The 15,086-nt window shown below is 48.2% G+C and carries 13 protein-coding genes; 9 read left to right on the top strand and 4 right to left on the bottom strand.

Features of this window, described 5'->3' with window-relative positions:
- Positions 1–75 precede the first annotated feature (75 nt).
- From ACJHX3_RS02180 to ACJHX3_RS02170, 3 genes are all read left to right on the top strand, one after another.
- A complete protein-coding gene (locus ACJHX3_RS02180; protein WP_001774503.1) occupies positions 76–2,547 on the top strand; it encodes an exonuclease in 2,472 nt (823 codons plus the stop codon).
- 72 nt (positions 2,548–2,619) lie between these two features.
- Positions 2,620–2,871, top strand: a complete 252-nt coding sequence (locus ACJHX3_RS02175; protein WP_000005552.1) for an excisionase family protein — start codon at positions 2,620–2,622, stop codon at positions 2,869–2,871.
- A gap of 34 nt (positions 2,872–2,905) precedes the next feature.
- The gene (locus ACJHX3_RS02170) at positions 2,906–4,186 is read left to right on the top strand and encodes a tyrosine-type recombinase/integrase (protein ID WP_001774504.1); all 1,281 of its coding nucleotides are present in this window, start codon (positions 2,906–2,908) and stop codon (positions 4,184–4,186) included.
- A 187-nt stretch (positions 4,187–4,373) separates the two neighbouring features.
- Here ACJHX3_RS02170 and ACJHX3_RS02165 read toward each other — a convergent pair whose 3' ends face one another.
- From ACJHX3_RS02165 to ACJHX3_RS02155, 3 genes are all read right to left on the bottom strand, one after another.
- Positions 4,374–5,393 carry a Zn-dependent oxidoreductase gene (locus ACJHX3_RS02165; RefSeq protein WP_000836037.1) on the bottom strand — a complete coding sequence of 340 codons (1,020 nt, stop codon included), beginning with the start codon at positions 5,391–5,393 and terminating at the stop codon, positions 4,374–4,376.
- An 11-nt stretch (positions 5,394–5,404) separates the two neighbouring features.
- On the bottom strand, positions 5,405–6,619 hold the full coding sequence (rspA, locus tag ACJHX3_RS02160; protein ID WP_001469153.1) for a starvation-sensing protein RspA: 1,215 nt from the start codon (positions 6,617–6,619) through the stop codon (positions 5,405–5,407).
- A 205-nt stretch (positions 6,620–6,824) separates the two neighbouring features.
- Positions 6,825–7,151 (bottom strand): YnfA family protein, encoded by a 327-nt coding sequence (locus tag ACJHX3_RS02155; RefSeq protein ID WP_000598292.1) that lies wholly within the window; start codon positions 7,149–7,151, stop codon positions 6,825–6,827.
- Positions 7,152–7,285: 134 nt separating this feature from the next.
- Between ACJHX3_RS02155 and ACJHX3_RS02150 the strand changes: the two genes are divergently transcribed.
- Together ACJHX3_RS02150 and speG are read left to right on the top strand one after the other, a co-directional pair.
- The gene (locus ACJHX3_RS02150; protein ID WP_000705205.1) at positions 7,286–7,627 is read left to right on the top strand and encodes a DUF1283 family protein; all 342 of its coding nucleotides are present in this window, start codon (positions 7,286–7,288) and stop codon (positions 7,625–7,627) included.
- Between the two features lie 34 nt (positions 7,628–7,661).
- Positions 7,662–8,222 carry a spermidine N1-acetyltransferase gene (gene speG, locus ACJHX3_RS02145; RefSeq protein WP_001138584.1) on the top strand — a complete coding sequence of 187 codons (561 nt, stop codon included), beginning with the start codon at positions 7,662–7,664 and terminating at the stop codon, positions 8,220–8,222.
- A 2-nt stretch (positions 8,223–8,224) separates the two neighbouring features.
- Here speG and ACJHX3_RS02140 read toward each other — a convergent pair whose 3' ends face one another.
- Positions 8,225–8,935, bottom strand: coding sequence for a YnfC family lipoprotein (locus ACJHX3_RS02140; protein WP_001445899.1), 711 nt, complete (start codon positions 8,933–8,935; stop codon positions 8,225–8,227).
- Positions 8,936–9,042: 107 nt separating this feature from the next.
- Here ACJHX3_RS02140 and ACJHX3_RS02135 point away from each other — a divergent pair, with 107 nt between their 5' ends.
- From ACJHX3_RS02135 to ynfG, 4 genes are all read left to right on the top strand, one after another.
- Positions 9,043–9,348, top strand: coding sequence for a DUF1161 domain-containing protein (locus tag ACJHX3_RS02135; RefSeq protein ID WP_001295396.1), 306 nt, complete (start codon positions 9,043–9,045; stop codon positions 9,346–9,348).
- Between the two features lie 198 nt (positions 9,349–9,546).
- Complete coding sequence (ynfE, locus tag ACJHX3_RS02130) at positions 9,547–11,973, top strand: selenate/tellurate reductase subunit YnfE (RefSeq protein ID WP_000041647.1); 2,427 nt, start codon at positions 9,547–9,549, stop codon at positions 11,971–11,973.
- A 60-nt stretch (positions 11,974–12,033) separates the two neighbouring features.
- Positions 12,034–14,457 (top strand): selenate/tellurate reductase subunit YnfF, encoded by a 2,424-nt coding sequence (gene ynfF, locus ACJHX3_RS02125; RefSeq protein ID WP_072146673.1) that lies wholly within the window; start codon positions 12,034–12,036, stop codon positions 14,455–14,457.
- A gap of 10 nt (positions 14,458–14,467) precedes the next feature.
- A complete protein-coding gene (gene ynfG / locus ACJHX3_RS02120) occupies positions 14,468–15,085 on the top strand; it encodes a DMSO reductase like molybdoenzyme iron-sulfur subunit YnfG (protein WP_000213028.1) in 618 nt (205 codons plus the stop codon).
- The last annotated feature ends 1 nt before the right edge of the window (position 15,086 follow it).

The following is a 15,086-nucleotide window of genomic DNA, read 5'->3' as shown; positions in this document are numbered from 1 at the left end:
CATCCGATTTCATTCTTATATGCCAGCAATGGCAGGGATTTGTTCACCCTTAAATCTGTAATGAGGTAAAACAAAATGAGTAAAGTCTTTATTTGCGCCGCCATTCCGGACGAACAGGCAATAAAGGAAGAAGGTGCCGTCGCTGTAGCCACTGCCATTGAAGCCGGTGATGAACGTCGCGCCCGCGCAAAATTTCACTGGCAATTCCTGGAACATTATCCGGCTGCTCAGGACTGCGCTTATAAATTTCTTGTTTGCGAGGATAAACCCGGTATACCCCGCCCTGCCCTCGATTCCTGGGATGCTGAATATATGCAGGAAAACCGCTGGGATGAGGCGTCTGCTTCCTTTGTCCCGGTCGAGACTGAATCCGATCCGATGAACGTCACTTTTGACAACCTAGCCCCTGAAGTACAGAACGCTGTCATGGTTAAGTTCGACACATGTGAAAACATCACTGTTGATATGGTGATTAGCGCACAGGAATTGTTGCAGGAAGACATGGCAACATTCGACGGCCATATCGTTGAAGCGTTGATGAAAATGCCAGAAGTTAACGCTATGTATCCGGAGCTTAAGCTGCATGCCATCGGGTGGGTTAAGCATAAATGTAAGCCTGGTGCCAAATGGCCCGAAATTCAGGCAGAGATGCGCATCTGGAAAAAACGTCGCGAAGGTGAACGCAAGGAAGCCGGAAAATACACGTCTGTTGTTGATCTCGCCCGCGCCAGAGCCAATCAACAGCACACTGAAAATTCAACAGGAAAAATCAACCCGGTCATTGCTGCCATTCATCGCGAATACAAGCAGACATGGAAAACACTGGATGACGAACTGGCCTACGCTCTCTGGCCTGGTGATGTGGATGCCGGAAACATTGACGGCAGCATCCATCGCTGGGCAAAAAATGAAGTTATCGACAACGACCGCGAAGACTGGAAGCGTATCTCGGCATCAATGCGCAAACAGCCTGATGCCCTTCGCTACGACCGCCAGACTATTTTTGGCCTTGTCCGTGAACGTCCGATCGACATTCACAAAGACCCTGTGGCACTGAACAAATACATTACTGAATACCTGACTACAAAGGGCGTGTTTGAAGATGAAGGAACAAATCAGAGCGCAACTGATACTCTCTCGTCGCCAGTACCAGAAACTGATGCAGTGGAAACGGCAATTCCAGACAACGAAAAAACCGAATGCAAAGTGGAAGTCGAACCATCTGTAGAACGTGAGGGGCCGTTCTACTTCCTCTTCACCGACAAGGATGGCGAAAAATACGGTCGCGCAAATAAACTTTCTGGTCTGGATAAGGCGCTGTCTGCTGGGGCTACTGAAATCACGAAAGAAGAATATTTCGCCCGCAAAAACGGTACATACTCAGGTTCACAACAAAATACTGGTGCATCTGACACGACCGCACAACCAGGGTCAGTAAAAGTTACCGCTGACGAAGTAAACAAAATTATGCAGGCAGCCAATATCAGCCAGCCTGACGCCGATGAACTGCTTGCAGTATCACGTGGTGAATTTGTTGAAGGGATTAGCGACCCGAATGATCCGAAATGGATTAAGGGGATCCAGACCCGCGATTCTGTGAACCAGAACCAGCAAGAAACGGAACAGAACGACCAGAAAGCGGAACAAAACAGCCCAAATACGCAACAAAACGAGCCAGAAACGAAACAACCTGAACCAGTAGTGCAACAGGAACCGGAAAAGATCTGCACCGCCTGCGGTCAGAGCGGTGGCGGCAACTGCCCTGATTGTGGTGCGGTGATGGGTGACGCAACATACCAGGAAATATTCGATGGAGAGAATCAGCCTGAAGTTCAGGAAAATGATCCGGAGGAAATGGAAGGCACTGCGCATCAGCACAAGGAGAACACTGGCGGCAATCAGCATCATGCCAGCGATAGTGAAACTGGCGAGGCGTCAGATCCCTTAATTAAGGCAAACGGTCATCATAATCTCACATCCACCAGCAGAGCGGGGATTCATCTGATGATCGACCTTGAAACCATGGGAAAAAATCCCGATGCCCCGATTATCTCAATAGGTGCAATATTTTTCGATCCGCAAACCGGAGATATGGGACCGGAATTTAGTAAGACTATCGATCTGGAAACTGCTGGCGGAGTCATTGATCGGGACACCATTAAATGGTGGCTTAAACAATCACGCGAAGCGCAATCTGCCATTATGACCGATGAAATCCCGTTAGATGATGCACTGTTACAATTGCGGGAATTTATCGACGAAAACTCCGGTGAATTTTTTGTTCATGTCTGGGGAAATGGAGCCAACTTCGACAACACGATTTTGCGCCGTTCATACGAACGGCAGGGGATCCCCTGCCCGTGGCGTTACTACAACGATCGCGATGTACGCACAATCGTTGAGCTGGGGAAAGCCATAGACTTCGATGCCAGAACGGCTATTCCATTCGAAGGTGAGCGCCATAATGCACTTGATGACGCCCGTTACCAGGCAAAATACGTTTCAGCTATCTGGCAAAAACTGATCCCGAGTCAGGCTGATTCTTAATGTTCAACTGTCGCCGGTTGTGACTGGTATTCTGCAACCGGCGCTCGTCTGATGTAAGAGATAAAGAAATCGATGAGCGAAGTAATCATGATTGTCTCTCCCGGCAAATGGGTATCCGAAGAGCAGTTAATTGCGCTGAAAGGAATAAAAAAAGGTACGTTAAAAAAGGCCCGGGAAAAATCGTTTATGGAAGGAAGGGAATATAAGCATGTCGCTCATGACGGTATGCCATGGGATAACAGTCCATGCTTTTACAACCTGGAAGAAATTGATCGCTGGATTGAGCGCCAGGCATCAGCAAGACCAAGACGTCATCTTACTTGACTAAAAGCCACACTAACTAATGAGAGAAGTTGAAATGAAATATCCGACAGGCGTGGAAAACCATGGAGGGAAATTACGTATCTGGTTTGTTTATAAAGGCGTAAGAGTCAGGGAAAATCTGGGGGTTCCTGACACAGCAAAAAACAGGCGCGTTGCAGGTGAACTACGCTCCTCTGTTTGTTACGCAATAAAAACTGGTGTTTTCGACTATGCAAAACAGTTTCCCTCCTCACGCAATCTGGAAAAATTTGGTGAGGCCCGACAAGATTTAACCATAAAAGAACTGGCTGAAAAATTTTTGGCACTGAAAGAAACTGAAGTCGCCAAAACATCACTCAACACATACCGTGCCGTCATCAAAAATATCCTGAGCATAATCGGTGAAAAAAATCTTGCCTCATCGATTAATAAAGAAAAATTACTGGAGGTTCGTAAAGAGCTACTGACTGGATACCAGATCCCCAAAAGTAACTATATTGTTACACAACCAGGGAGATCGGCTGTAACTGTAAATAATTACATGACAAATCTTAACGCCGTGTTCCAGTTTGGTGTTGATAACGGTTACCTGGCAGATAATCCGTTTAAGGGGATCTCGCCATTAAAGGAATCAAGAACCATTCCGGATCCTCTTTCGCGGGAGGAATTCATCCGTCTTATCGATGCGTGCAGAAATCAGCAAGCAAAAAATTTATGGTGTGTTTCTGTTTATACTGGCGTTCGCCCTGGTGAGCTGTGTGCACTTGGATGGGAGGACATAGATCTGAAAAATGGAACAATGATGATCAGGAGAAATTTAGCAAAAGACCGTTTCACGGTACCAAAAACACAGGCGGGAACCAATCGGGTCATTCATCTTATTAAGCCAGCAATCGACGCTCTCCGGAGTCAGATGACATTAACGAGACTGAGCAAAGAGCATATCATTGATGTTCACCTCAGAGAGTATGGCAGAACAGAAAAACAAAAATGCACCTTTGTTTTTCAACCTGAAGTGTCAGCGAGAGTAAAAAATTATGGTGACCATTTTACCGTTGACTCAATAAGGCAGATGTGGGACGCAGCGATAAAACGTGCCGGACTCCGCCATCGAAAATCATATCAGTCGAGACATACTTATGCCTGCTGGTCGCTGACAGCTGGTGCTAACCCGGCATTTATAGCAAACCAGATGGGCCATGCAGATGCGCAAATGGTATTTCAGGTATACGGAAAATGGATGTCTGACAACAATAATGCACAGGTAGCTTTGTTAAATACACAGTTAAGCGAGTTTGCCCCAACCATGCCCCATAACGAAGCAATGAAAAATTAATTTAATATTTATCAAATAGTTAACACGCATGACTCTTGAAATCCATAAATTCAAGCGCAGTGCCCAGCCATCCCGATACTGCTGCTTTCACCAAATCCTTAGTGCTTCTTTCGTGTTTTTCTATTGTCATAATGGTTATCTCTAAAAAAGAGGTAAGATGCGTACTACTTACTCGCCGTTATTGGTATTATTCAGAAAAAGTGAGTAAGACTTTGCAGCAATGCTTTTGATCCTGTTCAAATAAACTAATGGCATCAGCAACATGCTGGAAATCAAACGTATGGGTAATTAATTTTTCTGGTTTAATTAACCCTTTACTTAACCAGTCGATAACGACCGGGAATTTATTTGCATTTAAGCGTGAAGAGAAAATAGAGAGTTCTTTTCCGGTAATTCCTTGCTGAATCACTTCAGACGGTTCACTGGAGAAGCCCATCAATACAATACGTGCCGCTGGAGAAGCCAGCGTTACGGCCTCTTTCAGGATAGAAGGATGACAAGCCGCATCGATAATTAATGTCGGCTTTATGCCTTTTTCAGCGAAAATCTCGCCAAGCGGTGTCTGGCTGTTATTAATCGCCCAGTCAGCCCCGCTCTCTTTCGCTTTTTCCAGTCGTTCATCAATGCGATCGGCAACAATCACATTTTTAACGTTATAGACGCCTTTTAATACCTGAACGATCGTCAGGCCGATTGGACCGGCACCGTAAACCAGAACGGTATCATTTTCAGTCGGTTGACCATGACCGGTTACGTTAGCCGCAATGGTAAAAGGTTCGATCATCACCGCATATTGATCGGCCACTGCTTCAGGAATTTTCCACGCATTTTTTGCCGGAACCACGGCATATTCACTGAAACCACCGTCAGCGTGCACACCTAATACAGCCAGTGTCGTACAAACGTTCGGCTTACCTATAGAGCACGGATAGCAATGCCCACAGCTGACCACCGGATCGACAGCAACGCGTTCACCGACTCTGGCGCTTTCCACGCCTTCACCCACTGCATCAATGACGCCAAAGAATTCATGTCCAATGACGCGCGGATATTTCGCAAAAGGATTATGCCCACGATAAATATGGCTATCTGAACCACAAATCCCGGCAAGTTTCACTTTTACTCGTACTTCACCCGCTGACGGGGTGGGTATTTCACGTTCGATAATTGCCAGTTGATTCGGTTTTTCAATTAAAATGCTTTTCATTATCTTACTCCTTACCAGTTCCACAGCGTGCCATCTTCCAGACGTGCGACTGGCAGATAAGCAGGTTCATAGGGATATTTCGCCGCCAGCTTTTCATCGAATTCGATGCCAAGACCCGGTTTGTCTCCCGGATGCATATAGCCGTTATCGAAAGTCCAGTTGTGCGGGAAGACTTCGAGCATTTGTTCGGAATAACCCATGTATTCCTGGACACCGAAATTGGGGACCCACAGATCAAAGTGCAGCGCCGCAGCCATGCAGACTGGTGACAAATCGGAAGGACCGTGTGAGCCAGTACGTACCTGATACAGCGAAGCAAAATCGGCAATCCGGCGCATACCGGTAATGCCACCCGCGTGGGTCAGCGTAGTGCGGATATAATCGATAAGTTGCTCTTCAATCAGTTGCTTGCAGTCCCAGATGCTGTTGAAGACTTCACCCACCGCGATGGGTGTGACGGTATGTTGGCGAATGAGACGGAAGCATTCCTGGTTTTCCGCAGGCGTCGGGTCTTCCATCCAGAACATGCGATAATCTTCAATGCTTTTACCAAAGCGCGCCGCTTCAATAGGCGTTAAGCGATGGTGCATGTCATGCAGCAAATGTTCATTAAAACCAAACTTGTTACGTACCGCGTCAAACAATTTCGGCATGAAATCAAGGTATTTCTCCGTCGACCACAGCTGCTCTTCCGGCCACTGTCCTTTGGTTGCGGGTTCATAAGCCAGACCTTTACCTTTCGACATGCCGTAGGTGGTTTTCATACCAGGGATTCCGCACTGCACGCGGATGGCTTTGAATCCCAGCTCCTGATGACGGGCATAATCATCCAGAGCTTCATCAATACTGTGACCGGTGGTATGGCAATAAACCATCACCCCTTCACGAGACGCGCCGCCGAGTAACTGGTAAAGCGGCATGTTGGCAGCTTTGGCTTTAATATCCCACAGCGCCATATCAACCGCTGAAATGGCCGACATCGTCACCGGGCCGCGACGCCAGTAAGCTCCTTTATAGAAAAACTGCCAGATATCTTCGATACGGTGTGCATCGCGACCAATAAGCTGCGGACAAAGGTGATCCTGCAAATAAGAGGCCACGGAAAGCTCACGTCCATTGAGGGTGGCATCCCCAAGGCCCGTAATACCGTCCTCAGTGGTGATTTTTAATGTGACGAAATTACGCCCCGGACAGGTAACAAAAACTTCAGCCTTTACGATATTCATGTTCGATTCCTTGCATCGCTTGTCGTGATGCATGAAATCTACGCAACTGAGCTACTACCATACAAGAATGAAGATCAAAAAAAGCCGGAGTGATCACAAAAAAAGGCGTATATTTGCGCTGTGAATGGTTGACAAAAGATGAAATAGAATACCTTTTGTCAGCTGACACTTCCTCGTATCTTATTGATAAAATGGATTTATGTTCCTACGTGCGCCCCCATCCCGCAACAATGATCAACATGCCGCAAAGCGCAATCAACGCCCCCGTCCAGTCATAAAGAGTCAGTTTCACGCCATCCACAACGCGCAGCCACATCAACGCCGTGCAGACATAAACGCCACCATAAGCCGCGTAAACACGCCCACTCGCCGCAGGATGCAACGTTAACAACCAGACAAACAGCGCCAGTGAAATCCCCGCCGGAAGCAACAGCCAGATACTGGCGTTTCGTTTTAACCACAACCAGGGCAGAAAGCATCCAATAATTTCACACAGCGCAGTAGCAAAAAATAGTAACGTTGTTTTAATCATCTTTGTCACTTATTGACATCATGTATAGTTATAGGGCGACATAATATCATCAATATAAACACCCTCCTGGTACGTTTTGCGTTCGCTGTGGATGGTGTAGAATCACCTTTAATCATTCATACAGGGAATGAATTATGAAAATTACTCTCAGCAAACGAATTGGCCTGCTCGCTTTTCTGCTGCCTTGCGCAATGGCATTGAGCACAACTGTTCATGCCGAAACTAACAAACTGGTGATTGAGTCTGGCGACAGTGCGCAAAGCCGCCAGCACGCCGCTATGGAAAAAGAGCAATGGAATGACACGCGCAATCTGCGCCAGAAAGTGAATAAACGCACTGAAAAAGAGTGGGATAAAGCCGACGCCGCTTTTGATAACCGCGATAAATGTGAGCAAAGCGCCAACATCAATGCCTACTGGGAGCCAAATACTTTGCGCTGCCTGGACCGTCGAACTGGCCGCGTTATTACCCCCTAACCTGTTATTGATTTAAGGAATGTAAGGACACGTTATGCCAAGCGCCCACAGTGTTAAGCTACGCCCGCTGGAGCGTGAAGATTTACGCTATGTACATCAACTCGACAATAACGCCAGTGTGATGCGTTACTGGTTTGAGGAACCCTACGAAGCCTTTGTTGAACTCTCTGATCTGTACGATAAGCATATTCACGATCAGAGCGAACGGCGCTTTGTGGTGGAATGTGACGGCGAAAAAGCCGGTCTGGTGGAGCTGGTGGAAATTAACCATGTTCATCGCCGCGCAGAATTTCAGATAATTATCTCCCCGGAATATCAGGGGAAAGGTCTGGCAACGCGTGCCGCAAAATTAGCAATGGACTATGGCTTCACCGTTCTTAATCTCTATAAGCTGTATCTGATCGTCGATAAAGAGAATGAAAAAGCGATTCACATTTACCGCAAGCTTGGCTTTACGGTTGAAGGTGAATTGATGCATGAGTTCTTTATTAATGGTCAATATCGGAATGCCATTCGCATGTGCATATTCCAGCATCAGTATCTGGCAGAGCACAAAACACCGGGTCAGACTCTCCTGAAGCCGACCGCACAATAGCATTAATAATAATCGATAGTATTTTTGATGGTGTAAACCCGTTCGACGGCGGGTTTTACTCCTTCATCAACAATGATTAGCTGACAGTCCACCGGATTGGCGTGACTGTCATATTCACAGCTCTGTTTTACATTACCAACCCGTTGATTATTCAGTAAAGTAACCGCTGTGTAATCTAATTTTTTGATCGGATCCGTTGATGGCGTGGCGCTGACAGATAATGTTTTGTCGTTACTTTTCGTGGTTTTACCCAGCGGATACCCCTGGTCATCATAGCGATATTCCATCTGCATCTGTTTGCTGCTGGCTTTAATCACAAAGCCATTATCATCGGTTTCCCAACTCACCCCAGCAGAAGGTAATTCTGCTAGCTGGCATTTTCCCTGCAAACGAACTCTTTTCTCCAGTGTCTGGGCATCACGGTAATAATTGGCGTCCAGTACCAGGGCAACCACGGTATTATTTTCCAGATCCAGTAATTCGAGTGAATCAAAACAGCCTTCTTCCGACAAAGTCCCCGAAACACGTTTCGTCACTTCACCTTGCTCATCCATTAATGTCTGAGTGAAATCTTTTACCGGACCACGCAGCGGATCAAAATCGAATTCATTAGAGAAACTGGCCATCTCAGGGGTAAATGAAAGTGTTACCTCTGTGCGGTCACATCCTGTGAGGAATATCGCGAGTAAGCATGGCAGTAATTTGTATTTCACAACAGTCACCAGAGAGTAGAGATGATTCTCAATCATAGTAGCAAATACAGTACTTTACACGTTAAATGCTATGCTTAAAGAAGTTATCTTCGCGTAAGGAGCTTATGATGAAACTCTCAACCTGCTGTGCCGCGCTTCTGCTCGCCCTCGCCTCACCCGCGGTACTCGCCGCGCCGGGATCCTGTGAGCGCATACAGAGCGATATATCACAGCGCATTATCAATAATGGCGTACCCGAAAGCAGCTTCACGTTAAGTATTGTACCCAATGACCAGGTTGATCAGCCTGATTCCCAGGTCGTCGGGCATTGCGCTAATGATACGCATAAAATTCTCTACACCCGCACCACCAGCGGTAACGTCTCTGCTCCCGCGCAGTCTACCCAGGATGGCGCGCCTGCCGAACCGCAGTAACACATTATCGACTGCACGCCGGATACGACACATCCGGCGATTTGAACATACAACATAATCCCACCTTATTACTCATACCCTTCTATTGATATGGATTAATAATTCTTAACCCAAAATAGGTAGACTGCCTCTATTGTTAGCGCGCTAAATATTAAATATATAAACTTTTATATAACGATAAAGAACAGGGAGTGAGTTATGTCCAAAAATGAACAAATGGTGGGCATCAGCCGCAGAACACTCGTTAAATCTACCGCGATAGGTTCTCTGGCGCTGGCTGCAGGCGGTTTTTCTTTACCGTTCACCCTGCGCAGTGCAGCGGCAGCGGTACAACAGGCCAGCGAGAAAGTGGTCTGGGGTGCCTGTTCCGTCAACTGTGGTAGCCGCTGTGCACTTCGTCTGCATGTTAAAGATAATGAAGTGACCTGGGTGGAAACTGACAACACCGGCAACGACGAGTATGGCAATCATCAAGTACGTGCCTGTTTGCGCGGTCGCTCCATCCGTCGGCGTATTAATCATCCCGATCGCTTGAATTACCCAATGAAACGCGTGGGCAAACGCGGCGAAGGCAAATTCGAACGGATTAGCTGGGATGAAGCCCTGGATACTATCGCCAGTAGCCTGAAAAAAACCGTCGAACAATATGGCAATGAGGCTGTATATATTCAGTACTCTTCGGGGATTGTTGGCGGCAATATGACCCGCTCTTCACCATCAGCCTCGGCGGTCAAACGCCTGATGAACTGCTACGGCGGTTCACTCAATCAGTATGGCTCCTACAGTACCGCGCAAATTTCCTGTGCCATGCCCTACACCTACGGCAGTAATGATGGCAACAGCACCACGGATATTGAAAACAGCAAGCTGGTCGTGATGTTTGGTAACAACCCGGCAGAAACCCGCATGAGCGGTGGTGGCATCACTTATCTTCTTGAAAAAGCGCGCGAGAAATCGAACGCCAAAATGATTGTTATCGATCCGCGATATACCGATACGGCTGCCGGTCGTGAAGACGAATGGCTTCCTATTCGCCCGGGCACCGATGCCGCGCTGGTTGCGGGGATTGCCTGGGTATTGATTAACGAAAATCTCGTTGATCAACCTTTTCTCGATAAATACTGCGTCGGCTATGACGAAAAAACCTTACCCGCAGATGCACCAAAAAATGGTCACTATAAAGCCTATATTCTTGGTGAAGGTGATGATAAAACAGCGAAAACGCCGCAGTGGGCTTCGCAAATTACCGGTATCCCGGTGGACCGTATCATCAAACTGGCGCGTGAAATTGGCACAGCAAAACCCGCTTATATCTGCCAGGGCTGGGGACCGCAACGCCAGGCAAACGGCGAGCTGACTGCACGCGCTATTGCGATGTTGCCTATTCTGACGGGCAATGTCGGCATCAGCGGCGGGAATAGTGGCGCGCGTGAATCGACCTATACCATTACCATAGAACGCCTACCGGTGCTTGATAATCCGGTCAAAACGTCAATCTCCTGCTTCAGCTGGACGGATGCTATCGATCATGGTCCGCAAATGACGGCAATCCGCGACGGTGTCCGGGGCAAAGATAAACTGGATGTACCCATTAAGTTCATCTGGAACTATGCGGGAAATACCCTGGTTAATCAGCATTCTGACATCAACAAAACGCATGAAATTCTGCAAGACGAATCGAAATGCGAAATGATTGTGGTCATCGAAAACTTTATGACCTCATCGGCAAAATATGCCGACATTCTGCTGCCAGACCTGATGACCGTTGAGCAGGAAGATATTATTCCTAACGACTACGCAGGTAACATGGGATATCTCATTTTCCTTCAGCCAGTCACCAGCGAAAAATTCGAACGCAAACCGATTTACTGGATCCTGAGTGAAGTCGCGAAACGTCTTGGACCTGACGTCTATCAAAAGTTCACAGAAGGTCGCACGCAGGAACAATGGTTACAACATCTGTACGCCAAAATGCTTGCCAAAGATCCGGCGTTACCGTCTTACGACGAACTGAAAAAAATGGGTATCTATAAGCGTAAAGATCCCAATGGTCATTTTGTCGCCTACAAAGCATTTCGTGACGACCCCGAGGCAAATCCACTTAAAACGCCTTCCGGTAAGATTGAAATTTACTCCAGCAAGCTGGCGGAAATTGCCCGTACCTGGGAACTGGAAAAAGATGAAGTGATAAGCCCACTGCCGGTTTATGCCTCAACCTTTGAAGGCTGGGACTCCCCTGAACGTAGTACCTTCCCACTGCAACTGTTTGGTTTCCATTACAAATCCCGTACTCACTCGACCTACGGCAACATTGATGTCCTGAAGGCAGCCTGCCGTCAGGAAGTGTGGATCAACCCTATAGACGCACAGAAACGTGGGATTGCCAACGGCGATATGGTGCGGGTGTATAACCATCGTGGCGAAGTTCGGCTACCAGCCAAAGTGACACCACGCATTCTCCCTGGGGTTAGCGCTATGGGCCAGGGAGCCTGGCACGAGGCCAATATGTCTGGCGATAAAATCGACCACGGCGGCTGTGTGAATACGCTAACCACTCTGCGCCCTTCACCACTGGCGAAGGGAAACCCACAGCACACTAATCTGGTCGAGATCGAAAAAATATAACCCACTACGACCATAAATTTTGACATGACATTTTGTTTGAAAAGCAATAAGTGAGTAATGATGAAAATCCATACCACAGAGGCGCTCATGAAGGCTGAAATCAGCCGTAGAAGTCTGATGAAAACCTCCGCACTTGGCAGTCTCGCGCTGGCAAGCAGTGCTTTCACTCTGCCATTTTCCCAAATGGTCCGAGCGGCAGAGGCACCGGTAGAAGAGAAAGCGGTCTGGAGTTCCTGCACCGTTAACTGCGGGAGCCGCTGTCTGTTACGTTTGCATGTGAAAGATGACACCGTGTACTGGGTGGAGTCTGATACGACAGGTGACGACGTTTACGGTAATCATCAGGTTCGGGCATGTTTACGCGGGCGCTCTATCCGCCGACGGATGAATCATCCTGACAGGTTGAAATATCCCATGAAGCGCGTCGGCAAGCGCGGTGAAGGTAAATTTGAACGGATAAGTTGGGACGAAGCCCTGGATACCATCAGTGATAATCTTCGGCGGATCCTAAAAGATTACGGCAATGAGGCTGTACATGTTCTCTATGGAACAGGCGTAGATGGCGGAAACATCACCAACTCAAACGTCCCGTACCGTCTGATGAACTCTTGCGGTGGTTTTCTCAGTCGCTATGGCAGCTACAGTACCGCACAGATCAGTGCCGCAATGAGTTATATGTTCGGTGCCAATGATGGCAACAGCCCGGATGATATCGCCAATACGAAGCTGGTCGTTATGTTCGGAAATAACCCGGCAGAAACGCGGATGAGCGGCGGTGGTGTCACTTACTACGTCGAGCAAGCCCGCGAACGTTCAAATGCACGCATGATCGTCATCGATCCACGTTATAACGACACAGCTGCCGGACGTGAAGATGAATGGCTGCCCATTCGCCCTGGCACTGATGGCGCACTGGCCTGTGCGATTGCTTGGGTACTGATTACTGAAAACATGGTCGATCAGCCATTTCTCGACAAATATTGTGTTGGTTACGATGAAAAAACGCTGCCCGCCAACGCACCACGTAACGCGCATTATAAAGCCTATATTCTGGGCGAAGGGCCTGACGGCATAGCTAAAACGCCGGAATGGGCAGCAAAAATCACCAGCATCCCGGCAGAAAAAATTATCCAGTTGGCACGAGAGATCGGTTCAGCAAAACCTGCTTATATTTGTCAGGGTTGGGGGCCACAACGACACTCCAACGGCGAGCAAACGTCCCGCGCTATTGCCATGCTTTCCGTTCTCACCGGTAACGTCGGCATAAACGGTGGCAACTCAGGTGTACGCGAAGGTAGCTGGGATCTGGGGGTAGAATGGTTCCCGATGCTCGAGAATCCTGTTAAAACGCAGATTTCCGTCTTTACATGGACAGATGCCATCGACCATGGTGCGGAAATGACCGCGACCCGTGATGGTGTTCGTGGAAAAGAAAAACTGGATGTCCCCATCAAGTTTTTATGGTGCTACGCCAGTAACACATTAATCAATCAACATGGCGACATCAATCACACCCATGAGGTGCTTCAGGATGACAGCAAGTGCGAGATGATTGTTGGCATTGACCACTTCATGACGGCCTCGGCTAAGTATTGCGATATCCTGTTGCCCGACCTGATGCCAACAGAGCAAGAAGACCTTATCTCTCATGAATCTGCAGGGAATATGGGCTATGTGATCCTCGCCCAACCCGCAACCTCAGCAAAATTTGAACGCAAACCCATCTACTGGATGCTGAGTGAAGTCGCCAAACGCTTAGGACCGGACGTTTATCAAACCTTTACTGAAGGTCGCAGTCAGCATGAATGGATCAAATATCTCCATGCGAAAACGAAGGAACGTAACCCTGAGATGCCCGACTACGAGGAGATGAAAACGACCGGGATCTTTAAGAAAAAATGCCCGGAAGAACACTACGTCGCTTTCCGCGCATTCCGTGAAGATCCACAGGCAAACCCGTTGAAAACACCTTCGGGGAAAATCGAAATTTATTCTGAACGACTGGCGACGATTGCGGATACCTGGGAATTGAAAAAAGATGAAATTATTCATCCCCTTCCTGCGTATACCCCAGGTTTTGATGGCTGGGACGATCCCCTGCGGAAAACCTATCCACTGCAGTTAACGGGCTTCCACTACAAAGCACGTACCCACTCCAGCTACGGCAATATTGATGTGTTACAGCAGGCCTGCCCACAAGAGGTGTGGATCAACCCCATTGATGCTCAGGCACGCGGTATCCGTCATGGCGATACCGTGCGGGTATTTAACAATAATGGAGAAATGCTGATTGCCGCAAAAGTGACTCCGCGTATTCTACCTGGCGTTACCGCCATCGGGCAAGGTGCGTGGCTTAAAGCGGATATGTTTGGTGACCGGGTCGATCACGGCGGCAGTATCAATATTCTGACCTCTCACCGCCCTTCACCGCTGGCAAAGGGAAACCCGTCGCACAGCAATCTTGTCCAGATCGAAAAGGTTTAAGGAGTAGCCCATGACCACACAATATGGATTTTTTATCGATTCCAGCCGCTGTACTGGCTGTAAAACCTGCGAACTGGCGTGCAAAGATTTTAAAGATCTTGGCCCGGAAGTCAGTTTCCGCCGTATTTATGAATATGCTGGCGGCGACTGGCAGGAAGATAATGGCGTCTGGCACCAGAACGTGTTCGCTTATTATCTCTCCATCTCCTGTAACCATTGCGATGACCCCGCATGTACAAAAGTCTGCCCCAGCGGCGCAATGCATAAGCGTGAAGATGGCTTTGTGGTGGTTGATGAAGATGTTTGTATCGGCTGCCGCTACTGCCACATGGCTTGTCCGTACGGCGCGCCACAGTACAATGCTGAAAAAGGGCACATGACGAAGTGCGATGGTTGTTATTCGCGCGTCGCCGAGGGGAAACAACCCATATGTGTCGAATCCTGCCCGCTGCGTGCACTTGAGTTCGGTCCAATTGAAGAGCTGCGCCAGAAGCACGGCACTCTGGCTGCCGTCGCGCCACTGCCGCGCGCGCATTTCACAAAACCCAATATCGTTATCAAACCTAACGCCAACAGCCGCCCGACCGGCGATACCACTGGTTATCTGGCTAATCCGGAGGAAGTGTAAA

The sequence above is a fragment of the Escherichia sp. WS1265 genome (assembly GCF_046487585.1).
GTDB classification, from domain to species: domain Bacteria; phylum Pseudomonadota; class Gammaproteobacteria; order Enterobacterales; family Enterobacteriaceae; genus Escherichia; species Escherichia coli.
This window is presented reverse-complemented; position numbering and strand designations above follow the sequence as displayed.